This window comes from Azospirillum largimobile (genome assembly GCF_977007025.2).
On sequence record NZ_CDRMUA020000003.1, the window covers coordinates 444490 to 470249 of the forward strand.

Annotated in this window: 21 protein-coding genes and 1 pseudogene; 6 read left to right on the forward strand and 16 right to left on the reverse strand. The window is 68.1% G+C overall.

The window, feature by feature from the left end:
- The first annotated feature begins 24 nt into the window (after window positions 1–24).
- A complete protein-coding gene (locus ACWPKK_RS19645; protein ID WP_452007443.1) occupies window positions 25–2538 on the forward strand; it encodes a TonB-dependent siderophore receptor in 2514 nt (837 codons plus the stop codon).
- Between the two features lie 26 nt (window positions 2539–2564).
- A complete protein-coding gene (locus ACWPKK_RS19650) occupies window positions 2565–3482 on the forward strand; it encodes an alpha/beta hydrolase (protein ID WP_452007445.1) in 918 nt (305 codons plus the stop codon).
- Between the two features lie 8 nt (window positions 3483–3490).
- On the opposite strand, the gene ACWPKK_RS19655 is transcribed toward ACWPKK_RS19650, so the two are convergent.
- Complete coding sequence (locus ACWPKK_RS19655) at window positions 3491–4057, reverse strand: histidine phosphatase family protein (protein WP_452007447.1); 567 nt, start codon at window positions 4055–4057, stop codon at window positions 3491–3493.
- Window positions 4058–4158: 101 nt separating this feature from the next.
- Between ACWPKK_RS19655 and ACWPKK_RS19660 the strand changes: the two genes are divergently transcribed.
- The 3 genes from ACWPKK_RS19660 (at window position 4159) to ACWPKK_RS19670 (ending at window position 6816) form a co-directional block, all read left to right on the forward strand.
- A complete protein-coding gene (locus ACWPKK_RS19660; RefSeq protein ID WP_452007449.1) occupies window positions 4159–4542 on the forward strand; it encodes a DUF6152 family protein in 384 nt (127 codons plus the stop codon).
- Entirely contained in the window at window positions 4542–5045 is a 504-nt protein-coding gene (locus ACWPKK_RS19665) for a hypothetical protein (protein WP_452007451.1), read from the forward strand. Before ACWPKK_RS19660 ends, ACWPKK_RS19665 begins: the two co-directional genes overlap by 1 nt.
- Before the next feature lie 94 nt (window positions 5046–5139).
- Complete coding sequence (locus ACWPKK_RS19670) at window positions 5140–6816, forward strand: caspase family protein (protein ID WP_452007453.1); 1677 nt, start codon at window positions 5140–5142, stop codon at window positions 6814–6816.
- A gap of 94 nt (window positions 6817–6910) precedes the next feature.
- On the opposite strand, the gene ACWPKK_RS19675 is transcribed toward ACWPKK_RS19670, so the two are convergent.
- From ACWPKK_RS19675 to ACWPKK_RS19745, 15 genes and pseudogenes are all read right to left on the reverse strand, one after another.
- Window positions 6911–7156: a hypothetical protein gene (locus ACWPKK_RS19675; protein ID WP_324870465.1), complete on the reverse strand. Its 246-nt coding sequence runs from the start codon at window positions 7154–7156 to the stop codon at window positions 6911–6913.
- A 46-nt stretch (window positions 7157–7202) separates the two neighbouring features.
- Window positions 7203–8210, reverse strand: a complete 1008-nt coding sequence (gap, locus tag ACWPKK_RS19680; RefSeq protein WP_452007456.1) for a type I glyceraldehyde-3-phosphate dehydrogenase — start codon at window positions 8208–8210, stop codon at window positions 7203–7205.
- Window positions 8211–8326: 116 nt separating this feature from the next.
- Window positions 8327–9070 (reverse strand): phosphoglycerate kinase, encoded by a 744-nt coding sequence (pgk, locus tag ACWPKK_RS19685; protein WP_452007458.1) that lies wholly within the window; start codon window positions 9068–9070, stop codon window positions 8327–8329.
- A gap of 107 nt (window positions 9071–9177) precedes the next feature.
- Entirely contained in the window at window positions 9178–10149 is a 972-nt protein-coding gene (locus ACWPKK_RS19690) for a DMT family transporter (RefSeq protein WP_452007460.1), read from the reverse strand.
- 183 nt (window positions 10150–10332) lie between these two features.
- Window positions 10333–11559 (reverse strand): acetate/propionate family kinase, encoded by a 1227-nt coding sequence (locus ACWPKK_RS19695; protein ID WP_452007462.1) that lies wholly within the window; start codon window positions 11557–11559, stop codon window positions 10333–10335.
- Window positions 11560–11571: 12 nt separating this feature from the next.
- Window positions 11572–13014, reverse strand: coding sequence for a bifunctional enoyl-CoA hydratase/phosphate acetyltransferase (locus tag ACWPKK_RS19700; RefSeq protein WP_452007464.1), 1443 nt, complete (start codon window positions 13012–13014; stop codon window positions 11572–11574).
- A 419-nt stretch (window positions 13015–13433) separates the two neighbouring features.
- A complete protein-coding gene (gene eno, locus ACWPKK_RS19705) occupies window positions 13434–14711 on the reverse strand; it encodes a phosphopyruvate hydratase (RefSeq protein WP_452007466.1) in 1278 nt (425 codons plus the stop codon).
- Between the two features lie 207 nt (window positions 14712–14918).
- Entirely contained in the window at window positions 14919–15800 is an 882-nt protein-coding gene (locus ACWPKK_RS19710) for a formate/nitrite transporter family protein (RefSeq protein WP_452007468.1), read from the reverse strand.
- 274 nt (window positions 15801–16074) lie between these two features.
- Window positions 16075–17469 carry a diguanylate cyclase domain-containing protein gene (locus tag ACWPKK_RS19715; protein WP_452008223.1) on the reverse strand — a complete coding sequence of 465 codons (1395 nt, stop codon included), beginning with the start codon at window positions 17467–17469 and terminating at the stop codon, window positions 16075–16077.
- Window positions 17470–17562: 93 nt separating this feature from the next.
- Window positions 17563–17730, reverse strand: a pseudogene (locus ACWPKK_RS19720) (hypothetical protein); the annotation flags it as partial.
- Between the two features lie 203 nt (window positions 17731–17933).
- Window positions 17934–19235 carry a four-carbon acid sugar kinase family protein gene (locus tag ACWPKK_RS19725; RefSeq protein ID WP_452007470.1) on the reverse strand — a complete coding sequence of 434 codons (1302 nt, stop codon included), beginning with the start codon at window positions 19233–19235 and terminating at the stop codon, window positions 17934–17936.
- Window positions 19236–19240: 5 nt separating this feature from the next.
- Window positions 19241–20659, reverse strand: a complete 1419-nt coding sequence (locus ACWPKK_RS19730) for a ribulose-bisphosphate carboxylase large subunit family protein (RefSeq protein ID WP_452008225.1) — start codon at window positions 20657–20659, stop codon at window positions 19241–19243.
- Between the two features lie 176 nt (window positions 20660–20835).
- Complete coding sequence (locus tag ACWPKK_RS19735; RefSeq protein ID WP_452007472.1) at window positions 20836–21375, reverse strand: VOC family protein; 540 nt, start codon at window positions 21373–21375, stop codon at window positions 20836–20838.
- A gap of 73 nt (window positions 21376–21448) precedes the next feature.
- Window positions 21449–23347, reverse strand: a complete 1899-nt coding sequence (locus ACWPKK_RS19740) for a TRAP transporter large permease (RefSeq protein WP_452007474.1) — start codon at window positions 23345–23347, stop codon at window positions 21449–21451.
- A gap of 52 nt (window positions 23348–23399) precedes the next feature.
- On the reverse strand, window positions 23400–24440 hold the full coding sequence (locus ACWPKK_RS19745) for a TRAP transporter substrate-binding protein (RefSeq protein ID WP_452007476.1): 1041 nt from the start codon (window positions 24438–24440) through the stop codon (window positions 23400–23402).
- 155 nt (window positions 24441–24595) lie between these two features.
- Between ACWPKK_RS19745 and ACWPKK_RS19750 the strand changes: the two genes are divergently transcribed.
- Entirely contained in the window at window positions 24596–25672 is a 1077-nt protein-coding gene (locus ACWPKK_RS19750) for a LacI family DNA-binding transcriptional regulator (RefSeq protein WP_452007478.1), read from the forward strand.
- The last annotated feature ends 88 nt before the right edge of the window (window positions 25673–25760 follow it).

Consider the following 25760-nt stretch of genomic DNA (forward strand, 5'->3'; position numbering starts at 1 on the left):
CGATCGAGAAGCGACGAGACGACAATGGCGAGCGACATCCGGACGGCGGGGAACAGGGGCCTGCTTCCGCTGCGACATTCCCTGCGGCATTACTTCCCCGGCAAGACCCTGCGCGTCCTGCTGCTGGCGACCATGGCCGGCGTGGCGGTGGAAGGCGGCGCGGCGCAGGCCCAGACGGCCGCGGCGAGCGATGCCCGCCAATACGACATCCCGGCGCAGCCGCTGTCCTCCGCCTTGACCGACTTCGCCAGCCGGGCGGGCATCCAGCTTCTCTACAGCTCCGACATGACGGCGAACCTGCGGTCGCCGGGGGTCAGCGGGCGGCTGTCGGCGGATCAGGCGCTGCCGAAGCTGCTGCAGGGGACCGGCCTGACCTGGCGCTACACCGATGCCGGCACGGTGACGCTGCTGCCGACACCTTCGGTGTCCGGCGATGCGGGCAGTGCCATCCAGCTGCCGGAGGTCAATGTCCAGGCCACCGCCTGGCGAAGCTGGCAGCCGGTGGACGGCTATGTCGCTGGGGTGACCACCACCGGCACCAAGACCGACACGCCGCTGATCGAATCGCCGCAGTCGGTCAGCGTGGTGACGCGCGACCAGATGGACGACCAGGGATCGCAGACGGTGTCGCAGACCCTGCGCTACACCCCCGGCGTCCTGGCGGAGGTGCGGCCCAGCGCCCGCTATGACAGCGTGTTCGTGCGCGGGTTCGGCGGGCAGGGTGCCGGTGCGGCCTATGTCAACTTCCTGGATGGGCTGCGGCAGCAACGCAGCATCTCCTACGCCATCCCGACGGTGGATCCCTGGCTGCTGGAGCGCATCGAGATCCTGCGCGGTCCGGCCTCCGTCCTCTACGGTCAGGCGGGTTCGGGCGGCATCGTCAATCTGGTCAGCCGGCGCCCGACCGAAACCGCCACCCACGAGGTGCGGGTGGAGGCCGGCAGCAACAACCGGCTGCAGACCATGTTCGATACCGGTGGCAAGCTGACGGAGGATGGGCAGTTCCTGTACCGCCTGACCGGCATCGGCCGCAAATCGGGCACGCAATTCGACGATGTGGACGACGACCGCATCGCCATCGCGCCGGCCATCACCTGGAAGCCGACGTCCGACACCAGCCTGACCGTGCTCGCCAGCTATCAGCGCGACCCGGAGGGAGGGTTCTACAACTTCGCGCCCGCCGTGGGCACCGTGCTGCCGAACCGCAACGGCAAGCTCGGTTCCGGTTTCTATGCCGGCGATCCGGCTTACGACAACTACACGCGCAATTCGGCTTCCATCGGCTACCAGTTCGAACACCGGCTGAGCGACGTGTGGACCCTGCGGCAGAACGCCCGCTACAACCATGTCAACTCGTCCTTCAACGCGATTTCGTTCTCGTCGCTGCAGGCCAACCAGCGCACGGCCAGCCGGTCGATCAGCGACGTCAACGACATGGCCAACACGGTGGCCATCGACAACCAGGCGCAGGCCACGGTGATGACCGGGCCGGTCGACCACACGCTGCTGTTCGGCACCGACTGGTCGCGCGGCTTCGCCCGCCGCGACCTGGGGCAGTTCACCGGCGTGACCGTGCCGACGATGGACATCTTCAACCCGGTCTACGGCTACAGCTATCCCACCGCGCGCAGCGTGCAGACCACGCGGCAGATCCAGACCCAGCTGGGCTTCTACGCACAGGATCAGGTCGCCTACGAGAACTGGCGCCTGACGGTCGGCGTGCGCTACGACCGCGCCGACAGCGAGACGACGGTGCTGACCTCCAACAACAGCCGGACCAGCCAGTCGGACAGCGCCTTCACCTGGCGGGCAGGGCTGCTCTATCTGTTCGACAACGGCATCACGCCCTACGTCAACTATTCCACCAGCTTCCTGCCGAACTCCGGCAGCTATTCGCCGGCACGTGGCGGCAACGCCTTCAGCCCGACCAAGGGCGAACAGTATGAGGCCGGCGTCAAGTACCAGCCGCCGGGCATGAACAGCTTCATCCAGCTGGCCGGCTATTCGATCCGCCAGCGCGACGTGCTGACCGTCGATCCGCTGAACAATCTCTACAGCGTCCAGACCGGCGAGATCCGCTCCCGCGGCATCGAACTGGAAGGGCGGGCGAGCCTGACCAGCAGCCTGGACCTGATCGGCGCCTACAGCTACATCGACGCCGAGGTGACCAAGTCCAACACGGCCGGCGTCGCCGGCAATCGCGTGCCGCAGGTGCCGCATCACATGGCAAGCGGCTGGGTCAACTACCGCTTCCAGAGCGGCCCGCTCACCGGGCTGGAATTGGGAGGCGGCGTCCGCTATGTCGGACCGACCGCCGGCAACGACGTGAACAGCTTCGAAGTGCCGGGCTACACGCTGGCCGACGCCGCGATCCGCTACGACCTGGGCGCCCTGAAGACGGAGTTGACGGGGGCAGAACTGACGCTGAACGTCACCAACCTGTTCGACAAGGAATTCGTTTCCAGCTGTTCCAGCGCCACCGCCTGCTTCTTCGGCGACCGGCGCCTGGTGCTGGCGGGGGTGCGCTACAAATGGTGAATGATCGGATGCTGAATGATAGGACGATGACGCGGCGCGGCATGATCGGCGCTTCGATTGCGACGGCTGCCGCGGCTGCCGACCTGATGCTGTGCGGTCCCGCCGCCGCCGGGGAGCCGGTGGCGGTGACGCTGCCCCGCACGGTGCAGTGGGACATGACGGCCGGCGGCGATCCGGCCCGGTCCCATCGCATCTTCGCGTCCTGGCCGGAAACCCCTCCGCCGCCGGAAGGCTGGCCGGTGCTGTATCTGCTGGACGGCAACAGCATCTTCGGCACGGCGACCGAGGCGATGCGGGTGGTCGGCGGGCATGGCGCTGCGGTGGGCATCCCGCCGGCCCTGGTGATCGCCATCGGCTATCCGACGGACAGGGCCTTCGACCAGCCCCGGCGGGCGCGGGACTATACGCCGCCGGCCGCCGGGGCGCCGTCCGGCACCGGCGGGGCCGACGCCTTCCTGGACTTCATCGAAGCGGAGGTGAAGCCGGAGGTGGAGCGGCGGTTCCGGGTCGACCGCAGCCGCCAGACCCTGTTCGGCCATTCCTATGGCGGGCTGTTCGTCCTGCATGCGCTGTTCACGCGCTGCGAGGCGTTCCAGCGCTTCGTCGCCGCCAGCCCATCGATCTGGTGGCAGGACCGCGCCATCCTAGGCGAGGAACGCCGCTTCACCGACGCCCTTCCGCCGGCCGCCGCCACGCGCAGCCTGCTGGTGACGGTGGGCGAGAACGAACTGCAGGCCCCGCCCGGCGAGCCGCCCGACCCGGCGCGCGAGGAGCGGCGGCGCAAGGCGCGGATGGAGGACAACGCGCGCGAATTGGCGGAGCGTCTGGCAGCGCTGGGTCCGCGCGGACCGGCGGTGAGCTTCGTGTCCTTCGCGGGCGAGAACCATGGTTCGGTCATTCCGGCGGCGGTCAGCCGCGCGGTGGCCGTGGCGCTCCGGCGTTAGCCGGGCCTTCAGCGGGTCGGCAGGCGGTCGAGCTGGTCGGGGTTGGGGGTGCCGTTCGCTCGCAGCAGCACCGCCTCGCCCGATGCCGGGAAGATGCCGGTCAGCGCGGTGACAGTGACCTGATGCGTCACCAGCACGACCGGTTGGCCATCGCGCGGCAGGTCGGCAAGGAACTGGCGGAGTTCGGTGATCTTGTCCTTTTCCTCCTCCGGCCGACGGATGAAGGAATTGAGGGCGGACATCTCCTTCACCGGACCGAGGTCCAGCAGCCGCGCGGTCTCCAGGCAGCGGCACCATTGGCTGGACAGCACGCGGGCCTTGGCGATGCCGAGCTGCCGCAGCCGCTCGCCGATGCGCTCGGCCTGGGCGCGGCCGTCGCCGCTGAGGTTGCGCTGGGTCGCGCAATCGTCCAGCGTGAAGCCGGGCGGGTCGCCGGTGCCCGGAGCCTCCGCATGGCGCATCAGCACGACGAGACCGGCGGTCTCCACCGCTGCGGCGGGAAGCGCACTGCCCAAGACGGCAAGCACCGCGGCAGCGGAAAGAACCATCAGGGTATGGCGGCGCGGGATGGGCATCGGCATCTCCGTTGGCGGTGCGGCTCTCCGCCCCCCACTTGCCGGGAAGGCGGTCCACCCCATGTGTGGCGAGGATGCCTGATGAGAGGGAGTGCGTCACCATGGTCCGCAGCCGCCTGCTCAACACCCGATCCCGTGTCTTTGTTGCCGCAAGCTTTGCCGCCGTTACGGCGGCGGTGGCGCTGCCGGCGCTCGCCCATCATGGCTGGGGCGGCTATGATTCCGAAAAGACGCTGACCCTGACCGGCACGGTCGAACAGTTCGCCTTCAGCAACCCGCACGCGATGCTGAACCTGCAATCGGACGGCAAGCTGTGGCATGTGGTGCTGGCGCCGCCCGGCCGCATGACCGCGCGCGGCCTGCCGGACGGGACGATCAAGCCCGGCCAGACGGTGACGGTGGTCGGCTATGCCCACAAGTCCGAGCCGGCTGAGCTGCGGGCGGAACGCATCACGGCCGGCGGCCAGACGGTCGAGCTGCGCTGATGGACCACAGCCAGGGCCCGACCGGACCCGGCTGGCTGGTGGCGCTGGAGACCTCCGGCTTGGGCGAGGCGCTGCGCCAGTCGTTGTGGGTGTATCCGCTGGTCGAGGTGCTGCACATCCTGGGGCTGGCGCTGCTGGTCGGGGGGATCGCGGCCTTCGATCTGCGGCTGATGGGCCTGCACGCCCGCCTGCCGGCCGAGGCGCTGTCCCGCCTGCTGCTGCCGGTGGCAGTCATCGGCTTCGTCCTGGCGGTGCCGACCGGAATGCTGCTGTTCATCAGCGAGGCGACCGCGTTGGCCGGCAATCCGGCCTTCCTCGTCAAGATGGGGCTTCTGGTCGCCGCGCTTGCCAACATCGCGCTGTTCCATCGCGGCGCCGGGCGCCGGATCCTCGACTGGGGCGGGGGAGGGCGGCCACCGCCGGCTGCGCGCGTGGCGGGCGCGGCCTCGCTGCTGCTGTGGATCGCGGTTCTGGCCGCCGGGCGGCTGATCGCCTACGTCTAGGGGGTGCCGTATAGAACCTTCGGAGTATCGCCGGCCTTGCAAGCGCAGGCGTTGCCTGGGCAGAGTGGCAGCGACGCTTCCGATCCGAAGGATAATGGCTGTGAGCACCCTGGGACGCACCCCCGCGCTGGCCTTGTCGCTGGCCCTGTCCCTCTTCGTCTGGGTGTCCGGGCCATGCTGGGCGGCGGGAACGGAACGGCGGGTGGCGCTGATCCTGGGCAACAGCGCCTATCAGCATGCGCCGCGGCTGCCCAACCCGGTCAACGATGCCAAGGCGATGGCCGAATCCCTGCGGGCGGCCGGGTTCGAATTGATCGGCGGGGCGCCGCAGATCGATCTGGACCGGACAGGCACCGAGCGGGTGATCCGCAGCTTCGGCGCCCGGCTGGCCGGGGCGGATGTCGGGCTGTTCTTCTATGCCGGGCACGGCATGCAGGCGCGCGGCACCAATTACCTCCTGCCGGTCTCCGCCAATCTGGAGAAGGAGTCGGACGTCCGCTATGAGCTGATCGACATCGCCATGGTGCTGGACGAGATGGCGCTGGCGGAAAGCCGGATGAACATCGTCATCCTGGACGCCTGCCGCAACAATCCCTTCGGCGGCAGGGGACTGCGCGCGGCGTCGCCCGGGCTGGCGCAGATGCAGGCGCCGGCCGGCACGATCATCGCCTATGCGACGCAGCCGGGCGCGGTGGCGGCCGACGGCACCGGGTCGAACAGCCCCTACACCGAAGCCTTGTCGAAAGCCCTGCTGAAACCCGGGGAAACGGTGTTCGACGTCTTCAACGATGTCGGCATCACGGTCAAGCGCAACACCGGCGGCGTCCAGCAGCCGTGGGTGTCGGCATCCCCCATCGAAGGGCGCTTCTATTTCCTGGGGCCGACGACGGTGGTGGCCCAGCCGCCGGCCGAGGCGCCCACTGCCGCGGGAGCCGCCGCCGGGGCCGCCGCGGGAGCCGACAAGGAAACGCTGTTCTGGGACAGCATCAAGGGCAGTTCCAACCGCGGGCTGTTCGAAGCCTATCTGAAGCAGTTTCCACAGGGCACCTTCACGGCGATCGCCGAGGCGCGGGTCGCCGAACTTGGCGGGACATCGAGTGCAGCCGCCACCGCGGAACGGGCGCCGGTGTCGGTCGCCGCCCTGGCCGCTCCGCCGGTTCCTGCGCCCGCCCCGGCCGCTCCACCCATGCCGGCCGCCCGGCCGGTCGATGTCGAGGCGATCCCCTATCTCAGCGGCAAGTCGCGGGCCGCTCTGGCCGTGTATCCCGACCTGCCGTCGCCCAAGGCCCTGGCGATCTCGACCAAGGGGAACTACGCCTACTTCACGAACAAGTCGAACAGCCGGACTGCGGACGACGTCAGGCGCAGCGCCCTGCAATATTGCCAGTATAGGGCGGAGGAGCCCTGCACCCTCTACGCCGTCGACGATGGCGTGGTGATGGAGGGCAAGCGCTTCGTGCCGATGCCTATGGAAATCCTGGGCTCCGGCTCCTTCGATCCGGCGCGCGTCCCCTTCGTCAGCGACCGCACGCGCAAGGTCGGCATGGTCAACTACCAGCGCAATGCCGGGCATAAGGCTCTCGCCCTGACGCTGACCGGCCGCTGGGCGTCGGTGTGGGACCGCGACAGCGAGGAGGAGGCCGGCACCGCGGCGGTCGAGAAGTGCGAGCAGGACGGCGGCAAGGAAGAATGCCTGCTCTACGCCGTGAATGACGAGATCGTCCTGGACGCACCGCCGGAGGAGGAGACGGCCGACGACGAGGAGGAGTGATCCGGCATCCCCGTAAGCGGTGTCGGGAAACGGAACGGGCCGGCACCCTGAAGGGTACCGGCCCGTTCCGCATCATGGTCCTGATGCCGACCGCTCAGCGGTCGCCCAGATCGTGCTCGATCTCGGTGACCAGCCGTTCCGCGCATTGCAGGGCGCGCTGGCGGTCCTCGTCGGTCATGCCCTGCATGGGATCGGATTGCGCCGGGAAGGATTCCGACCGGCAGAGCCGGCGACCCGATGCGCAGACCATCACTTCGTACTGGCGGCTGTCCTCGTTGAACAGGCACTCGGACTCGAAGCCCTTGGCGTCGGTTTCGGCCCACATGATCGTCTTGCTCATCGTCCGGCTCCTTTGGTCTGGGTCGGCATTTTTGGTTCGGCGCGGCCTACTTGGCGTTCGCCATCGCCACGGCGGTGTCGGCCATGCGGTTGGAGAAGCCCCATTCGTTATCATACCACGCCATGACGCGCACGAAATTGCCGTCGATGACCTTGGTCTCGTTCAGCGCGAAGGTCGAGCTGTGCGGGTCGTGGTTGAAGTCGGTGGACACCAGCTCCTCGTCATAGGCGCCCAGCACGCCCTTCAGCGGGCCGTTGGCGGCATCGCTGATCGCCTTGGTGATCTCCTCCACCGAGGTGGCGCGCTTGGACGTGAACTTGAAGTCGACGACCGAGACGTTCGGGGTCGGAACGCGCATGGCGGTGCCGTCCAGCTTGCCCTTCAGCTCCGGCAGCACCTTGCCGACGGCCTTGGCCGCACCGGTGGAGGTCGGGATCATGTTCAGGGCCGCCGCGCGGGCGCGGTGCAGGTCCTTGTGGTTGGTGTCGACGATCCGCTGGTCACCCGTGTAGGAGTGGATCGTGGTCATGAAGCCCTTCTCGATGCCCACCAGGTTGTGGAGGACATGGGCGACCGGCGCCAGGCAGTTGGTGGTGCAGGAGGCGTTCGAAACGATCTTGTGCTCGGCCGTCAGCTTGTCGTGGTTGACGCCGTAGACGACGGTGATGTCCTCGTCGGTGGCCGGGGCGGAGATCAGCACCTTCTCGGCGCCGGCTTCCAGATGCTTGGCGGCATCGGCGCGCTTGGTGAAGATGCCCGAGCATTCCATGGCGATCTGGACGCCCAGGTCCTTCCACGGCAGCTTGGCCGGGTCACGCTCCTGCACGACCTTGATGGAGTGGCCGTTGACGATCAGGACGCCGTCACCCGTCTCGATGGTGCCGGGGAAGCGGCCGTGGACGCTGTCGTACTTCAGCAGGTGCGCGTTGGCCTTCAGATCGGCCAGGTCGTTGATCGCCACGACCTCCACGTCCTTGCGGCCGCTCTCGTAGATGGCGCGCAGAACCAGACGGCCGATGCGGCCAAAACCGTTGATCGCTACCCGTACAGCCATGATGTGCTCCAGTCGTTCCGTTGCGGTCTCGTGCCGGTAGGGGCGGAGACTCGTTTTAACCGGGAAAGGCGGGTTTCGGCCCGCCGGGGGTACAATTTTAAGGCGTGGGCCGGCCGTCAGGCCGGGACCGCGCGAGGAGAGGCGATGTCCAGCCAGGCCGGCAGGGCATCGCGGGTGGTCAGCTCGCTGAAGCGGCCGTCCACCCCTGCTGCGGCCAGAGCCGCGATGGTGTCGTCACCGGCCGCCACCGAGCGCAGGCCGGCGTCGCGGGTGCGACGGGCGATGAACCAGGCCAGCGCGTTGGTGCCGACGTCGAAGGGGGCGATCTCGTAGACGCCGAGCGGCCCGGTCCAGACGACCGTTCCGGCGGCCTCGACGCAGCCGGTCAACCGGGCCGCCGTCGCCGGACCGATGTCGAGCACCATGTCCTCCGGACCGATGGCGGCGCAGGAGACGACGCGGTCCTCCACGCCCTGCCGCGCCTCGGTCGCCACCACCACGTCCACCGGCAGCAGCAGTTCGCACCGGCAGGCCCTCGCCTTGTCCAGGAGTTTGCGCGCCTCGCCGATCAGCTCGTGGTCGCACAGCGAGGCACCCATGTCGGTGCCGGCCGCGGCCAGGAAGCTGTTGGCGATGCCGCCGCCGAGCGCCAGCACGTCGACCCGCGTCATGAGCCGGGCCAGAAGGTCCAGCTTGGCGGACAGGCCGGTGCCGCCGACGATGGCGCAGACCCTGCCGGTGGTGGCAAAATGCGTTGGGCGGGTGGTGATCGGTTCCTCATCGGTCCGTCCACCCTGGATCAGTTGCATCCGGCCGGTCAGGCGGGGAGCCGGATTGTCCTGGACATCGGTCGTAACCATGATGCCTGTCCTTTCCTTGGAACTCGAGTATATTAATATATTAGTATCCGGCGCAAGGACAATCCACCCTCAGGCGGGGGCATGCCACTTTGCCGCAATAACTCGGCTCACGCGGTCCGGACCGGACCGGCGCTTTGGGCTTGCGTGTTCGGGCATGAATCCACCTGCGGGGCGGGAGCCGCCGCGCGGCGGGTCTCGCGGTACAGGATCAGCAGGCCGCTGGCGATGACGATGGCGGCGCCGATCATCACATGGGCGGCCGGCACGTCACCCCAGACCAACCAGCCGAGGATCGTCGCATAGATCAGGCTGGCGTAGCTGAAGGGGCCGACCACTACGGCGCGCGCCAGCGAATAGGCCCGCGTGCTGAAATATTGGGCGCCGCCGCCAGCGATCCCCATGCCCGCCATCAGCATCAGCGCATGGGCATCCGGCGTGATCCAGTCGAATGGAAGGGCGAGCGCGCTCAGTGCCGTGGAGATGACGGTGAAGTAGAACACCGTGGTCACCGGCTTTTCCGTCCGTCCCAGCTGGCGCATGGCGATCATCGCCAGGGCGTAGCAGACGGCTGCGGTCAGGGCGACGATGGCGCCGCGGTCGATCATGTCGGGACCGGGCTGCACCATGATCAGCACCCCGGCGAATCCGACCACCACCGCACCCCAGCGGAAGGCGCCGACCTTCTCACCCAGCAGCGGAACCGACAGGGCGGTCAGGAACAACGGGGCGGAGTAGGAGATCGCCACCGCATTGGCGAGCGGCATCAGGTGATAGGCCCAGAACAGCAGGACCATGGACGCGAGGCCGATGACGGCCCGCCACAGATGCCCCTGCCAGTGGGTGGTGTGCAGGCAGCTCCGCCCGCCCGCCGCGACCACCATGGCGACCGCCGGCAGAAGGGCGAACAGGTTGCGGAAGAAGGTGACCTCGCCCAGCGGGTAGGTTTCCGCCAGGATCTTGGCCAGGGCGTTCATGATGGTCATCAGGACCATCGCCAGCAGCATCGACAGGATGCCGAGCCGGACATTTTCAGCCGGGCGTGCGGCGGGAGCGGCGGAGCTTGTGGGGATCTGTTCCATGATGACCGTTCCTGCCCAGGAGACTCCCCCTCTCCCCCCCGGGGAGTGGGTCGGGGTGAGGGGGATGCATTGCATGATCCCCCCGAAGGTCCCGCCACACTTCCCCCTCACCCTAACCCTCTCCCCGGGGGGGAGAGGGGATCCTACCGGTGGGAGAGGGCGCAATTCCGGCGTCAGGTTCGCTCAAGCCGCCCGGCTCAACGCATCGGCGGCGATGACGCCGAGCGTATGGCGGGCGATCATCCGTTCCTCGTCGGTCGGGATGATGAACACCGGCACCCGGCTGTCCTGGGCGGAGATGCGCGTCGCCTTCGCCCGGTTGGCGGCCGGATCGATGGCGACGCCGAGCCAGCCCAGCTTCTCCGCCACCCGCGACCGCACCAGCGTGGAGTTCTCGCCCACGCCCGCGGTGAACACCACCGCGTCCAGGCCGCCCATCGAGCCGGCCAGCGCCGCCACCTGCTTGGCGACGTTGTGGCAGAACAGTTCGACCGCCTCGGCAGCCGCCGGAAGGTCGGAGTTCTCCAGGTCGCGCATGTCGTTGGAGATGCCCGACACGCCCAGCATGCCCGACTTGTGGTAGAGCAGCTTCTCCAGCTCGTCGGCGCCGTAGCCCTTCTCGCGCATCAGGTAGATCAGCACGCCGGGATCGATTGCGCCCGGCCGGGTGCCCATCGGCACGCCGTCCAGCGCGGTGAAGCCCATGGTGGTGTCGACGCTGTGCCCGGCGCGCATGGCGCACAGGCTGGCGCCGCTGCCGAGATGGCAGACCACCACATGCGCGTCGGCCAGCTCCGGCGCCACCTGCGGCAGGCGATGCGCGATGTACTCGTAGCTGAGGCCGTGGAAGCCGTAGCGCCGGATACCCTCCGCCGTCAGTTCGCGCGGGATGGCGAAGGTCTGCGACTGCCAGGGCTGGGTCTGATGGAAGGCGGTGTCGAAGCAGGCCACCTGCGGCAGGGAGGGGTATACCTGCGCCAGCGCCCGCATGGCGGCGATGTTGTGCGGCTCGTGCAGGGGAGCGAGCGGAATCAGCTCCTCCAGCTGGTCGAGCACGGTCGGGGTGACGCGCACCGGGGCGGAGAAGCGGGTGCCGCCATGGACGACGCGATGGCCGGCGGCCACCAGCGCCGCGCCCTTCAGCGTGTCGCCGATCCAGTCGAGCAGATGGTGCAGAAGCTCCGGACGGCCCGGATTCTCACCGGCGGCCCAGCTGTGGTCGGCGATCTTGTGGCGGGCGGCGTCCTTCGCCTCGAAGCGGGGAGCCGTGCCGATGCCGGAGATCTGGCCGGTGACGACCGGCTCCAGCTCCGCGGCGCTGCCGCCCTGGAAGACGGAGAACTTCAGGCTGGAGGAGCCGGCGTTGATGACGAGGCAGGCGTCGCTGCCGGAATTGGAGTGTGCAGCCATGACGAAAGCGTCCTATTCGGCGGCCAGCGCGAGCTTGGGCTGGCGTTGAGCGGCGGCGACCAGCGAGGCGACGGCGCAGGAGGCGAGACGCGCCCGCACGTTGTCGGCGCGGCTGGTGAGGATGACCGGCACCTTGGCGCCCAGCACGATGCCGGCGAGGTCGGCGTTGGCCAGGAAGGACAGCTGCTTGACCAGCATGTTGCCGGCTTCCAGGTCGGGGGCGAGCAGGATGTCCGGCTGCCCGGCGACCGGGGAGACGATGCCCTTGGTGCGGGCGGCCTCTGCGGAGATGGCGTTGTCGAAGGCCAGCGGGCCGTCCAGGATGCCGCCGGTGATCTGGCCGCGGTCGGCCATCTTGCAGAGCGCGGCGGCTTCCAGCGTGGTGTTGATCTTCGGGTTGATCGTCTCGACCGCCGACAGGATGGCGACACGCGGGGTGTCGACGCCCAGCACCTTGGCGAGGTTGATGGCGTTCTGGACGATGTGGACCTTGTCCTCCAGCGTCGGGTAGATGTTGATCGCCGCGTCGGTGATCAGCAGCGTCTTGGAGTAGGTCGGCACATTCATCAGGAAGACGTGGCTGATCCGGCTGGCGGTGCGCAGGCCGGTCTCCTTCTTCACCACCTCGCCCATCAGTTCGTCGGTGTGCAGGCTGCCCTTCATCACCGCTTCTGCCTCGCCGGTGCGGGCCAGCGCCACGGCGGCTGCCGCAGCGGCGCGGCTATGGGCGGCGTCGACGATGCGGTAGCGGGAGATGTCGAGACCGCCTGCCGTGGCGACCTTGCGGATGAGGGCTTCCGGCCCGACCAGGATCGGCTCGATCAGCCCGGCCTGGGCGGCCTCGACCGCACCCTGGAGGGAGCTGGCGTCGCAGGGATAGGCCACGGCGGTGACGACCGGCGGCAGCTCGTCGCACTTGGCGAGCAGCGCGTCATGCTTGTCGTGGCGGATCATCTGGATCTGCGGCAGCTCGTGCGCCGGGCGGATGACCTTCTGGGTCGGGGCGACGACCTCCGCGGTGCCGAGGACGACGACTTCGCCATCCTGGTTGGTGCAGACGCAGTCGAAGACGACGATGTTCTTGGCCGGGCGCTTTTCGATGACCGTGACGGTGGCGGTGACGATGTCGCCGAGGCCGACCGGGCGGCGGAACTGCAGGCTCTGGCCGGCATAGAGCGACCCGGCGCCGGGCAGGTAGGTGCCGAGCACGCCGGAGATCAGCGAGCCCGACCACATGCCCGGCCCGATCACCTTCTGGAAGCGGCTGTCGGCCGCGAATTTCGGGTCCAGATGGGCCGGGTTGATGTTGCCCGACACGGTCGCGAACAGCTCCACATCCATCAGCGTCAGCTGGCGGGAAAGGCTGGCCGTCTGGCCGATCTGGATTTCGTCGAAGGTCACATTCTCGACCACGGCGCCGATGCCGTTGCCGAACGCTTCACCACTGGCACGCATTTTTTGAACACTCCGGTTGACCGGGTCGATCGAGCGGCCCGTTTTTGCGGTCCGACAGGGCAGCGCCTGGAAAATCGGAAACGTTCCGCTGCCGGCTTGGGCCGGCATTCTGCGCCGCGAGGGAACCATAGATATATTAGTATATTAAATGTGCATTGCAACATAGAACCAACGGAATCCCCCGGCCCTTGACACTATGCCGCAGGTCTATGGTGCGGCTGGGCGGGGAACCCCCCTTCCCCCGGGGAGAGATCGGGGGAAGGGGGCAGAAGGGCGAGCAATCTCAGCGATCACGACGCTCGCCGCCCGTCCTGGAAGTCCCTTTGGGCGCGGCCCTTCCGGTCCTTGTCGCCTCTCCGGGGGCGGGAGAGGGCGGGGCGGGACGGTCGCGGGGCAGGGGGCCTCCGGATCCCTGGAAATCAGGCCTTCAGGATGCCGCGACCGGCGAAGCGGGCGGCGACACCGAGCTGCTCCTCGATGCGGATCAGCTGGTTGTACTTGGCGAGGCGGTCAGAACGGCTCAGCGAGCCGGTCTTGATCTGGCCGCAGTTGGTGGCGACCGCCAGATCGGCGATGGTGCTGTCCTCGGTCTCGCCCGAACGGTGCGACAGCACGGCGGTGTAGCCGGCCTTGTGCGCCATATCGACCGCTTCCAGCGTCTCCGACAGCGTGCCGATCTGGTTGACCTTCACCAGGATGGAGTTGGCGACACCTTGGCGGATGCCCTGGGCCAGACGCTTCGGGTTGGTGACGAACAGGTCGTCGCCGACCAACTGCACCTTGCTGCCGATGGCATCGGTCAGCGCCTTCCAGCCTTCCCAATCGTCCTCCGCCATCCCGTCCTCGATCGAGATGATCGGGAAGCGGCCGGCCAGATCGGCCCAGTAGGCGACCATCTGCTCCGGCGACAGCGACTTGCCCTCACCGGCCAGCTCGTACTTGCCATTCTTGAAGAACTCGGTCGAGGCGGCGTCGATGGCGAGCATGACGTCGTCGCCCGGCTTGTAGCCGGCGGCCTCGATGGCCTTCATGACGAAGCCGAGCGCCTCCTCCGTGGAGCCGATGTTGGGGGCGAAGCCGCCCTCGTCGCCGACGTTGGTGTTGTGGCCGGCGTCCTTGAGCTTCTTCTTCAGCGACTGGAAGATCTCGGAACCCATGCGGATGGCGTCGGCGCCGGTTTCGGCACCCACCGGCATGATCATGAATTCCTGGATGTCGATCGGGTTGTCGGCATGGGCGCCGCCGTTGATGATGTTCATCATCGGCACCGGCAGCAGCGAGGCAAAGGCGCCGCCGACATAGCGGTAGAGCGGCAGGCCGGCATCCTCGGCGGCGGCGCGGGCGACCGCCAGCGACACGCCCAGGATGGCGTTCGCGCCCAGGCGGCCCTTGTTCTCGGTGCCGTCGATCTCGATCATGGTCATGTCGAGCACGCGCTGGTCGGCGGCATCCATGCCGATCAGGGCCTTGGCGAGTTCGCCGTTGACCGACTGCACGGCCTTCAGCACGCCCTTGCCGCCGAAGCGGTTCTTCTCGCCGTCGCGCAGCTCGACCGCTTCATGGGCGCCGGTGGAGGCGCCCGACGGCACCGCGGCGCGGCCGAAGGCACCGGTCTCGAGGGTGACGTCGACCTCGACGGTGGGGTTGCCGCGGCTGTCCAGGATTTCGCGGGCGCGGATTTCGGTGATGGCGCTCATGGGAAGGGATGTCCCGTATCTTGAAGGGTTGTTCGATCAGGCCGATGGCCGCTTAGGGATGGCCGCTTCGATTTGGACCGTCATTCCCGCGGAAGGCGGGACTCCAGGGCATGCGGAGGGAAGCCGGCGAGGCGGCCTGGATCCCCGCTTTCGCGGGGATGACGGATGGGAGAAAGGGGCGGGTTGGGGGAGGACGTACGCCGCCGCTCAGCGCAGCTTGGGGCGGCGGTAGATGAACCAGTAGACCGCACCCACCATGACCGCACCGCCGATCCAGTTGCCGATGGTGACCGCGGCGAGGTTGATCAGGTAATGGCCGACCGGGATGGAGGGGGCGGAGCGGCCGAGGTCGGCCCAGAAGCTGTCCGGCGCACCCCATTCGATCAGCAGGCCGAGCGGGACAAAGTACATGTTGGCGACGCAGTGCTCGAAGCCGGCGGCGACGAAGGCGGCGACCGGGAAGGTGATCGCCAGGATCTTGTCGCCGACGCTGCGCGCGCCCAAGGCCAGCCAGACGGCGAGGCAGACCAGCACGTTGCAGAGGATGCCGAGGAAGAAGGCCTGGCTTGTCGGCAGCGAGCTTTTGGCCACCGCGAAATACAGCGCCGATGCGCCGACCGCGCCGTGCCCGAAGGTGTATTGCCCCGACAGGAAGACCAGCAGCGCCGTGCCGGCGGCGCCGACGAAGTTGCCGATCCACACCGTGGTCCACACCCGCAGCATCTCGCGGGCATGCAACCGGCCGCTGGCCCAGGCCATCACCATCAGCGCGTCGCCGGTGAACAGCTGCGCGCCGCCGACGATCACCAGGATCAGGCCCATGGAGAAGACCAGCCCGCCCAGCAGCCGCGTCACGCCGTAGGGCATCATGCCTTCCGCCCCCGACATGGTGACGGTGGCGAACAGGCCGCCCAGCGCGATGAAGGCGCCGGCCAGCACGGCCAGGGCGAACAGGGTGGGGGTGTCGTAATGTGCCTTCTTGACGCCGAGATTCTCGGCGGCGAGAGCGATGGCGTCGGGCATCAGTGCGTCGAGAGTCTGCGGAGTCGGCTGGCTCCAGCCCCCCACGTCCTTGCTGTCCATGTTCATCGGTCGATGTCCTTGCTGCCGCGCATCGGTGCAGGCCCGTCGGTGGGAAACAGTTCCGGACCCTGCCGGTTTCCGCCCCCGCCTTGTAGCTTTACTACATACTCCTGTCGGGGCAGCCCGTGCAAGCGTGCCCCCTGGGTAATTCCGTCGCAGGGGGCGCACAGGCGGAAGGTTGGAAAACAAGGGTTTTCCAGGAAAAACGGTCGATACGTGCTTCGGTTGCGGTTCTGTAGTGTTGCTACATCATGCCTGGAGGACGGTCAGGACGCGCGGTTCAGCGCCGCGGATCGCAGACGGCATAGCGGCCCCGGCCGGCATGCTTGGCACGGTAGAGCGCGTCGTCCGCCGCCTTCACGAGGGACCGGGTGTCGTCGGCATCCCGCGGGTACAGCGCGATGCCGATGCTGGCGCCGACCGACACGCGCTCGCTGCCGAGCGTGATCTCCGCAGACAGGGCGCGGATCAGCTTGCCGGCGATCCGCTCCGCATCGGCAGGCGCGCCGATTCCCTCCAGCAGGACGGTGAACTCGTCGCCGCCGATGCGTGCGACGAGATCGGAGCCGCGCAGACATCCCGACAGCCGCTCCGCCGTCACGCGCAGCACCTGGTCGCCCGCGCCGTGGCCGAGACGGTCGTTCACCGGCTTGAAGCCGTCGAGATCGATGAACAGCAAGGCCAGCGGCTGGCCGATGCGGCACGACCGTTCGAGTTCCGCGTCGGTGCGGGCGAAGAACAGCCGGCGGTTCGGCAGGCCGGTCAGCGGATCGTGGTTGGCGAGATGGTCCTTTTCCGCTTCGCTGCGCCGAAGCATTTCCTCCATGGCGCGCCGATCGGTGACGTCGCGGGAAATGCCGACGACGCCAAGAACGGTCCCTTCGCGGTCGCGACAGACGGTCTTGACGGTTTCCATCAGCCGCTGCCGGCCGTCGGGGTAGACGAACCATTCCTCGTTGCGCGCCATCCCCTGTTCCATCGCGCGCAGGTCCCCCCGCCGACGGCGCTCCGCCGTTTCGGGGTCGACCAGATCGGCATCGCGCAAGCGATCGTCGGGATTCGGACGCCAGCCGACATAATCGAGGGCCGCAAGATTGTAGTTGAGGTACACGCCGTCCCGGTCCTTGAAGAAGACGATGTCCGGCATCGAATCGATCAGGCTTTGCAGAACCGCGCGCTCGTGGTGCAGAGCCTCCAGCGTGGCGCGATGATCGGTCACATCCTCCATCAGCCAGACCTCGCCGCCCCGGGTCAGATAGGCGAAGAAGCGGATCCAGCGGCGATTGCCGTTTTTGCAGGTGATCTCAAGGTCAGTCAGGACCGAGGCTTCAGCCAGCCGTGCCGCGTCGTACCGGCTGCGGATCTCGCGGTCATGGCCGGGGTAAGCGGTGGAGAACCATGCGTCCATGCCGGGCAGGTCTTCCTGCCGGTAGCCGGTCAGCCGTTCCGCCGCCTTGTTGATGAAGATCCGCTCGTCCTCGACATAGGCCGCCGCCATCGGCAGATGTTCCACCATCCGCGACAGGTGCAGCGCGGAGGACGGCACCGATTCGGCCGGATGCGGCCTGCCATGGACGAGCATCGCCGTCCGACCGTCCGCCAGACGGATGCCGGAGCAGTGGCAGGACAGGTAGGCCGGGCCGCACGCAGCCGCAACGATCCAGCGCTCGCTCACGCTGGCGCCGTCCGAAAGCAGCAGGGCGTATTCGGGAAGCCGCTGCCGGACCGATGCCGGCAGGATGCAATCGGCGTCCGAGGGGAGTTCATTCGGCGACTGCAATCCCCAGAGGGCGCAAGCCGCGCGGTTCGCCCAAAGGGCGTGGCCCGTCCGCAGATCGGCGACCCAGATCGGGTCGGCGATCAGGGTAAGTGCTGCAAAATCATTCGTTGACCAATGTTGGTCGGACGTATGGTTGATGCAGGCTGCCGCGCCCATGTCGGAGTACGTCCAAGATGATAATTGTGAGCATTTTATCAGACAGAAACGTTAATTTCATACGAACGCAACACGGCGGACTCTCCGAATTGCGCGGAGAGGTTGGGCGCTTCATTTGGACACTTAAGTATTTTTATGCTGTGCTTCAGGAAACGGGAGATTGCCTGGAGTACGGTTTTAATGCTCATACAACTGGGCACTGGTCAGCCAAGCAGCCGTTCGAACAGGTCGTCGCCGCCCATCTGGCCGCCCTTCAGCATCAACTCCAGCCCGTCCGCCGCGGGATCGTCGGCATGGGTGCGGCTTACGGTGACGCCGGGCACCAGGGTGCAGCGGTAGGACAGCCCCCAGCAGCCAAGCGCCCGTACCGCGAGACTCGACGTGTCGCCGCCGGCGATGCCGACCCGGCGCAGGGGCACGGCGCGCAGCACCGCCGCGACGAATGCCGCCGTGGCCGCCGCGACCCGACCGGCGCGGGTGGTGTCGGCGGTCCCCGGCTCGGCCGGGGCGGTCCAGACCAGCGTGTGGCGTCCGGCGCGCAAGGAGGCGGCAACCTCCGCCAGCAGGCGTTCGCCATAGGCAGGGTCGTCGCACAGGGCGGCGGCATCGGCCTGGATGCGGCAATAGGAGTGTGCCGCCTCGATCTGCCGGCGGGTTACCGGCGACAGGCTGCCGGCCATCAGGAAGACCGGGGCTGCCGCGGCGGCGAGCGGCGTCTCCTCGGTGAGCGCGGTCAGGGATTGGGCGTCCCAATGGGCGGTCAGGGCCTGGGCGACGCTGCTCGGCCCCACGGCCAGGAGCGGCTGGCGTAGCGCATGGTTCCAGATCAGCCGACCGACGGCGGCGAGATCCGTGCTGCGCGATACGTCCAGCAGGACGGCGGATGGTTGTTCCGCCAGCAGGCGTTCAAGCCGGATGTCGAGCGCTGCGTCGTCCAGGCAATAATCGGGGTAGTGCAGAGCCGCCATCCCGTCCAGCCCCTGCGCGGCGAGGTGGCTGCGCAGGTCGGCCTCCGCCATCGGGGTGACGGGGTGGACGCTCATGGTCGGATGCCGGTCGATCCGGTGGACCGTCCCGCCGGTACCGGCGGCGGCGAACAGGGTGCTGAACAGGCAATAGCGGCCGATGTTCGGCTGGCCGCCCACCACCGGGCGGAATGGGTTGGGGAAATAGGGCGCAAGGCTGCGCACCGCCTCCCCGATGCTGCCGACCGTGGGGGCGCTGTCGAAGGTGGAGCAGCATTTGTAATGCATCACCGGCACGCCCAGCGCGGCGAAGAAGCGGCCGACCGGCTCCAACTCAGCCCGCATGGCGTCGGGCGGCATGCTGCGCGCGGCGCCGGCGATGCCGACTGCGTCGAGCGGGCCGGCGGCTCCCAGCCGGGCGACATCCGGCACGTCGAGGAACAGCAGCGCTCGCCGCCCGGCCTTCGCCAGCGAGGCCAGCGTGTCGGTCGCCCCGGTGAAATCGTCGCCGTACCAGCCGAGCTTCGGGATCGCCGGCATTGTGGTCAGCCCTTCTTTCCGAAGAAGTCCAGCGACCGGCGCAGTTCCGGCAGGCCCACCGCCGCGTCGTCGAGGCTGCGCCCGGCACGGACGGCGTCCCAGGCCTGCCGAATGCTCAGCACGCCGGCTGCCGGCCCGTCGGGGTGGGCCATGATGCCGCCGCCGGACATGAACAGCAGGTCGGCCGTTCCCACCGACTCCCAGGTGACGGGAACCGTGCCGGCCCATTGGCCGGAGGAGAAGGCGGGCATGACGGCGTCGCTCACATCCCCTCTCCCCCCCGGGGAGAGGGTTAGGGTGAGGGGGGCGCGTTGCGTGGAGGTGTCGGCTGGCATGGACGTATGCGGCTCCCCCGAATCCACGCCATGCATCCCCCTCACCCCGTCCCTCTCCCCGGGGGGGAGAGGGGGAAGATCGCACGCCAACGGCGCAAGGCACGCCCGTGCGCCGTCGATCACCTCGGCATCGGGCTGGGCGAACTTGCCGTTCAGCCCGTGCACATGCATGTGGTCCACACCGGCCAGCCGCCACAGCGCCTGATAGGCGTCGAAGCCGATGCCCAGCAGCGGATGGCGCGACAAGGCGCCGAAGCCGTTGCGGTGGCCGTGCAACACAAGACCGCTGTGCCGGCGCAGGGTCTGGACCGCCGAATAGCCGCACCAGTTCAGGCTGACCATGATGCAGGACCCGCCTTCGCGCTCCACCAAATCGGCATGGCGGCGCATGGCGTCGGTCTCGTCGGTGATGTTGAAGGCGACCATCACATGCTTGCCGGTGCGGTCCTGGTGGCGGCGCACCCGGTCCATCACCGCGGGGATGCGTTGGGCCAGCGGCGCATGGGCCGGGTCGGCGCAGATCTCGTCGTCCTTGATGAAGTCCAGCCCGGCGGCGCACAGGGTGCCGACCAGCTCGCCGGTTTCCTCGGCCGAGAGCCCGACATTCGGCTTGATGATGGAGCCGACCAACGGCCCGTCCGCCACCCCGGTCAGGCGGCGCGTGCCGGCGACGCCGTGGCGGGGCAGGTCGAACTGCGCGCGGTAGGCCTGCGGAATGTGAAGGGATTCCAGGCGGAGGCCGGTGACTTCGCCGAGGTCGTAGAGGTTGCCGGCGACCGTCGCGGCCAGCGTGGGCAGGTTGGCGCCGATGTTGGCGGTGGGGAAGGAGATGGTGATGCGGGCGCGCTGCCAGGGACCGGGGGTGCGCTGACGTTCTGCCCAAGTGTTGGGCAGGGCAGGGGTGTCGGCGGTGTCGAGCTTCTCCACCGATTCGACGATGGCGCGGGCGCGGGCGCGCAGGTCGTCGGTCTCGCCATGGACGCGGGTGAAGGTGCCGCAGGACTGCTCGCCCGCCATCACCTCCGCCACCTTGGCCGGGGCTAGGGGAGTTTCGATCAGGTATGTGGCTTCGATGCGGTCGGCGTGCATGGGCTTGGCCTTGTTCGGTCGCATGGGGAGTGGTGGCTTACGAATGCCCCCTCCCCATCCCTCCCCCTCTTCGAGGGAGAGGGGGCAGGAGCTTTGCGGGAGTAAGGCGGCAGTCCCCTCTCCCGCGTAGCGGGGGAGGGTTAGGGAGGGGGCAAGACGCTCCTACGAAACGCCCCTTACAGCTTGCTCAAATCCGGAAACGGCCGCACCGGATCGGACCCGTCCCAGCCCATCGACGCCTCGCGGATCAGGTCGAACATCTTGCCTTTCGGCCCGGCGACCTCCGACAGCTCGATCACCGTGCCGGGGTGGTATTCGGTGTCGAAATAGACGAAGCGGCCCTTCTCGCCGACCTCGCCGCTCATCACCGGCTTGAAGCCCTGGCCGAGCAGCCGCTCCAGGTCGGCGTCGTAATCCTCGGTCCAGTAGGCGACATGCTGCAGGCCCGTGTTTCCGGCCTGGAGGAAGTCGCGGTACATCGACGGCGCGTCGTTGCGGGTCTGGATCAGCTCCATCTGCAGCGGGCCGGAGTTGGCCAGCGCCACCGAATTGTGAACCTCGTAGGATTCGCCGCGGTAGGTGTAGTTCCGGATCGGAACCCGCTCGTTGTAGAACCACGGACCGATGCCGAGCGTGCGGCTCCAGTAGTCCATGGCGGCCTCGATGTCGCGCACGACGTAGCCAGCCTGACGGATCTGGCCGAAGAATCGGCTCATTGAAAGCACTCCGGATAAGAGGGGATTCGGGGAAGACCGGCGGCCGTAACGGGCGCTGAAACCAAGCCCGCTTTCAACGCGCCAGGAAGCCGGTCGAAATCCAGGGGATGGCGGCGACGATCACCAGACCGACCAGCAGGGCGCCGACATAGCCCCAGATGTGTTTCAGGCCTTCGTCGGGGTTCACCTTGCTGATGGCGCAGGCGCCGTAGTAGCCGACGCCGAAGGGCGGGGCGAACAGGCCGATGCCCATGGCGAAGATGACGACCATCGCGTAATGCACCTCGTGCACCCCGGCGGCGCGGGCGATGGGGAACAGCAGCGGGCCGAACAGGACGATGGCGGGGATGCCCTCCAGAACGCTGCCCAGGATGATGAAGGCGACGATGGAGATGGCGAGGAAGCCGTAGGCGCCGCCGGGGATGCCGGCCATGAAGCGGGCGAGGTCGGACGAGAAGCCGGACTGGGTCAGGCCCCAGGCCATGGAGGTGGCGCAACCGACGATGAAGATGATGGCCCCGGTCAGCGACGCCGTTTCGATCAGCATCGGCTTCAGCCGGCCCCAGTCGAACTGGCGGTAGATCAGCAGCCCGACGATGGTGGAATAGGCGATGCCGATGGTCGACACCTCGGTCGCCGTCGCGATGCCCTCGACCACCGCGGCGCGGATGACGAAGGGCAGCAGGATGGCGGGCAGCGCCACCATGGCGAGCCGGGCGATCTCGCGGCCGGGGGTGCGCTCGACATGGTTCAGGTCCTCATGGCGGTAGCGCCGCCAGACGACGAAGCACAGGCAGGCGCCCAGAACCACGCCCGGCAGCATGCCGCCGGTGAAGAGGGCGGCGATCGACACGCCGGTGACCGACCCGATGGTGATCAGCACGATGCTGGGCGGGATCGTCTCGGTCTGCGCACCCGTCGCCGACAGCAGCGCCACCAGATCGCCCGGAGGGGCGCCGCGCTTCTTCATTTCCGGGAACAGGACCGGCGCGATGGCCGCCATGTCGGCGATCTTCGAGCCGGAGATGCCCGACACCAGATACATCGCGCCGATCAGCACATAGGACAGGCCGCCGCGCACATGGCCGAGCAGGCTGGCCAGGAACTGGATCATGGCGCGGGCCATGCCGGTCATCTCGATCAGCAGGCCGAGGAAGACGAACAGCGGCACCGCCAGCAGGATCAGGTGGCTCATCCCCTCGTCCAGCCGGCCGACCATCACCAGCAGCGGCGTGGAGGTGGTCAGCGCCAGATAGGCGAAGGTGGCGAGCGCGAAGGAGAAGGCGATGGGCACGCCGGCGAAGACGTTGGCGGCGACCAGCCCGACGAAGAAGATGATGAGGTTCAACTGTCCCAGCGGCTTCAGCACCGGACCGGCGACCCAGAAGCCGGCGACGATGGCGCCCGTCACCAGCGCCGCCGCCAGCACGGTCAGCGGCCGGGCGACCCGCAGCAGGCGGAACAGCGCCGCCACCAGCATCAGCCCCAGCCCGACCGGCAGGGCCGAGGCGCGCCAGGCGTTGGACACCTCCATCGCCGGGGTGGTGATGAACTGCTCCTCGATCGCGTAATCCACCGCGTGGTAGAGCACCAGCGCCAGGAAGGCGATGGGGGCGGTGATGGCGATGCATTCCAGCAGGCTGCGCGCCTGCGGGCCGACGCGGCTGACTAGACCGGTCATCCGCATATGCTCGCCCCGGCGCAGCGCCACCACGGCCCCCAGCATCGACAGCCAGAGGAACAGGATCGAGGCCAGTTCGTCCGACCAGACCAGCGGGGTGTGGAACAGGTAGCGGGCGACGACGCCGGCCAGCAGGACGATGATCTCGATTAGAACCAGAAGTCCCGCCGCCATCTCCACCCCGACCGACAGGCCGTGGTCGATCTTGCGGACCAGCGAAGAGGCACCACCGGTGCCGAGGCTGCCGGGTGCCTCCGCGAAGCCGTGGACCGGTTCGGACAGGTGGGACATGACGGGGGGTTCCTTCATGGGTGGGAAGACCGGGTAGGGCAGGGGCGGCGGATCAGGCGAGCTTGCCGACCGCTTCCTCCAGCAGGCCCCAGGCCTCGTCCCCGAAACGGCTCTTCCATTCGCCGTAGAAGCCGCTGTCGCGCAGCTTGGCGCGGAAGCTGTCGGGCGACGGCTGGTTGAAGGCCAGTCCCTTCGATTCCAGGTCGGTCTTCACCGACTGGTTCAGCGCCTTGATGTCACCGCGCTGTGCCATGCCGGCGTCGTTGATCGCGTTGGCGACGATGGTCTGCATGTCCGCCGGCAGGCCCTTCCAGGCGCGGCCGTTGGCGATGAACCAGAAGCCGTCCCAGATGTGGTTCGACAGGGAGCAGTATTTCTGCACTTCGTACAGCTTGGCGACCTGGATGATCGGCAGCGGATTCTCCTGCGCGTCGACGATCCGGGTCTGCAGCGAGGAATAGACCTCGCTGAACTGCAGGCTGGTGGGAGCGGCGCCCAGCCCCTTGAACATGGCGATGCTGAGCGGGCTGACCGGAACGCGGATCTTCAGGCCGCCCATGTCGGCGGCCGAGCCGATGGCCTTGTCGCCGCTGGTCATCTGGCGGAAGCCGTTGTCCCACATCTTGTCGAAGGCGTAGAGGCCGACCTTGGAAATGGCGTTGCGGACATGGGCGCCCAGCTTGCCGTCCATCGCCTTCCACACTTGGTCATAGTCGGAGAAGGCGAAGCCGACCGCGTTGATGGCGGCGACCGGAACCAGCGTGGCGATGACCAGGGCCGACGGCGTGAAGAAGGTCAGGCCGCCGCTGCGCACCTGGGACAGCATGTCGGTGTCGCCGCCCAGCTGGTTGTTTGGGAAAATCTTGACCTCGACCCGGCCGTTCGACTCCTTGGCGATCCGCTCCGCCGCCTCGTGGGCGCGGACGTTCAGCGGATGGGTCAGCGGCAGGTTGTTGCCGTACTTCAGCTCGAATTCCGCGGCGCGTGCGATGTGCGGCATGCCGATGACGGCACTGGCGGCCCCGATGGCGGGAAGGGCGGCGGGGGCGGTGGCGAAGGCCTTCAGCATGGTGCGGCGGGTCAGACTGGTCATGTTCGATCCTCCCATAAGGTTCCGGCCGACATTGCTGCTTCCGGCCTTGCGTTTCTGATGTGATCTGATGTCAATTGATGATTGTTGGGTGGACGGTAGGTCCAGGGCTGACAAGTGTCAAACGCGAATGATGATGGTTTTTGATGGTTTCCCCGATGGATGATGCGGACACCAAGGGACTCCAGCGCGGACTGCCGCGGGTGGTCGACATCGCGCAGGCCGCGGGCGTGTCCACCGCAACGGTCGACCGCGTGCTGAACCACCGGCCGGGCGTGCGTGCGGCCACGGTGCAGCGGGTGCTGAAGGCCGCGGCGGAGCTGGACTATCTGCCGGAATCCGAACTGCATGCGGCGGCGGTGCAAAAGCCGATGCGGCTGTCCTTCCTGCTGCCGGCCGGCAACAACCGGTTCCTGACCGGACTGGGCGAGATGATTCGCCGGGCCGACGCCATGCTGGCCCCGCATGGGGTGAAGGCGCAGGTCGAGTTCATCAAGAGCTTCAATCCCGAACTGCTGGCCCGCTGCCTGTTCCAGCATGGCCGCAAGGCCGACGGCGTCGCCTTCATGGCGCTAGAGCATCCGGCGGTGCGCGAGGCGGTGGATGCGCTGGCGGAGCGCAACGTGCCCGCGGTGACGCTGATCTCCGACATCCTGAACTGCCGCCGGGCCGGCTATGTCGGGCTGGACAACCGGGCGGCGGGGCGGACCGCCGGCTACCTGATCGCGCGGTTCCTGGGCAAGCGGCCGGCGAAGGTGGCGATGATCGCCGGCAGCCTCAGCTACCGCGCCCATGAGGACCGCGAGATGGGGTTCCTGCATGTCCTGAAGGAGATCGCCCCCGACATCGAGGTGGTCGGCCTGCGCGAGGGCCATGACGACGAGGGCAAGAGCTACCGCCAGACCCGCATGCTGCTGGGGCTGCACCCCGACCTTGCCGGGGTCTACAACATCGGCGGCGGGGCGGAGGGTGTGGCCCGCGCGCTGAAGGAGACCCGGCGGGAGCGGGAGATGGTCTGCATCGGCCACGGCCTGACCAACGAGACCCGCGGCCTGTTGATCGACGGCACGCTGGACGCGGTCATCACCCAGGACCCGCGCAACACGCTGTCGGCCTGCGTGGCGATCTTCACCAACCTGCGGGCCGGCCGCCCGCCGATGCAGGGGGTGGAGACGCCGCGCGGCGAGGTGATCTTCCGCGAGAACCTGCCGCAGGGCATGCTGCCGGACGAGTAACGTCAAGACGAGTGATTGCCGGGTGAGTGATTGCCTGGCGACCCGTGTCGCGCCCTTATCGCATACGGGGTGTTACCGGTAACGCGGA

Excerpts from the sequence above, each read along its gene's own strand:
- ACWPKK_RS19690 (WP_452007460.1), bottom strand. The coding sequence starts at position 10,149 with ATGGAACAGATCCCCACAAGCTCCGCCGCTCCCGCCGCACGCCCGGCT.
- gap (WP_452007456.1), bottom strand. The coding sequence starts at position 8,210 with ATGGCTGTACGGGTAGCGATCAACGGTTTTGGCCGCATCGGCCGTCTG.
- ACWPKK_RS19725 (WP_452007470.1), bottom strand. The coding sequence starts at position 19,235 with ATGCCGGCGATCCCGAAGCTCGGCTGGTACGGCGACGATTTCACCGGG.
- ACWPKK_RS19740 (WP_452007474.1), bottom strand. The coding sequence starts at position 23,347 with ATGTCCCACCTGTCCGAACCGGTCCACGGCTTCGCGGAGGCACCCGGC.
- ACWPKK_RS19665 (WP_452007451.1), top strand. The coding sequence starts at position 4,542 with ATGGACCACAGCCAGGGCCCGACCGGACCCGGCTGGCTGGTGGCGCTG.
- ACWPKK_RS19650 (WP_452007445.1), top strand. The coding sequence starts at position 2,565 with ATGACGCGGCGCGGCATGATCGGCGCTTCGATTGCGACGGCTGCCGCG.
- ACWPKK_RS19745 (WP_452007476.1), bottom strand. The coding sequence starts at position 24,440 with ATGACCAGTCTGACCCGCCGCACCATGCTGAAGGCCTTCGCCACCGCC.
- ACWPKK_RS19730 (WP_452008225.1), bottom strand. The coding sequence starts at position 20,659 with ATGCACGCCGACCGCATCGAAGCCACATACCTGATCGAAACTCCCCTA.
- ACWPKK_RS19670 (WP_452007453.1), top strand. The coding sequence starts at position 5,140 with ATGGCTGTGAGCACCCTGGGACGCACCCCCGCGCTGGCCTTGTCGCTG.
- ACWPKK_RS19695 (WP_452007462.1), bottom strand. The coding sequence starts at position 11,559 with ATGGCTGCACACTCCAATTCCGGCAGCGACGCCTGCCTCGTCATCAAC.
- ACWPKK_RS19735 (WP_452007472.1), bottom strand. The coding sequence starts at position 21,375 with ATGAGCCGATTCTTCGGCCAGATCCGTCAGGCTGGCTACGTCGTGCGC.
- ACWPKK_RS19710 (WP_452007468.1), bottom strand. The coding sequence starts at position 15,800 with ATGAACATGGACAGCAAGGACGTGGGGGGCTGGAGCCAGCCGACTCCG.
- ACWPKK_RS19700 (WP_452007464.1), bottom strand. The coding sequence starts at position 13,014 with ATGCGTGCCAGTGGTGAAGCGTTCGGCAACGGCATCGGCGCCGTGGTC.
- pgk (WP_452007458.1), bottom strand. The coding sequence starts at position 9,070 with ATGGTTACGACCGATGTCCAGGACAATCCGGCTCCCCGCCTGACCGGC.
- ACWPKK_RS19645 (WP_452007443.1), top strand. The coding sequence starts at position 25 with ATGGCGAGCGACATCCGGACGGCGGGGAACAGGGGCCTGCTTCCGCTG.
- ACWPKK_RS19675 (WP_324870465.1), bottom strand. The coding sequence starts at position 7,156 with ATGAGCAAGACGATCATGTGGGCCGAAACCGACGCCAAGGGCTTCGAG.
- ACWPKK_RS19660 (WP_452007449.1), top strand. The coding sequence starts at position 4,159 with ATGGTCCGCAGCCGCCTGCTCAACACCCGATCCCGTGTCTTTGTTGCC.
- eno (WP_452007466.1), bottom strand. The coding sequence starts at position 14,711 with ATGAGCGCCATCACCGAAATCCGCGCCCGCGAAATCCTGGACAGCCGC.
- ACWPKK_RS19750 (WP_452007478.1), top strand. The coding sequence starts at position 24,596 with ATGGATGATGCGGACACCAAGGGACTCCAGCGCGGACTGCCGCGGGTG.
- ACWPKK_RS19655 (WP_452007447.1), bottom strand. The coding sequence starts at position 4,057 with ATGCCCATCCCGCGCCGCCATACCCTGATGGTTCTTTCCGCTGCCGCG.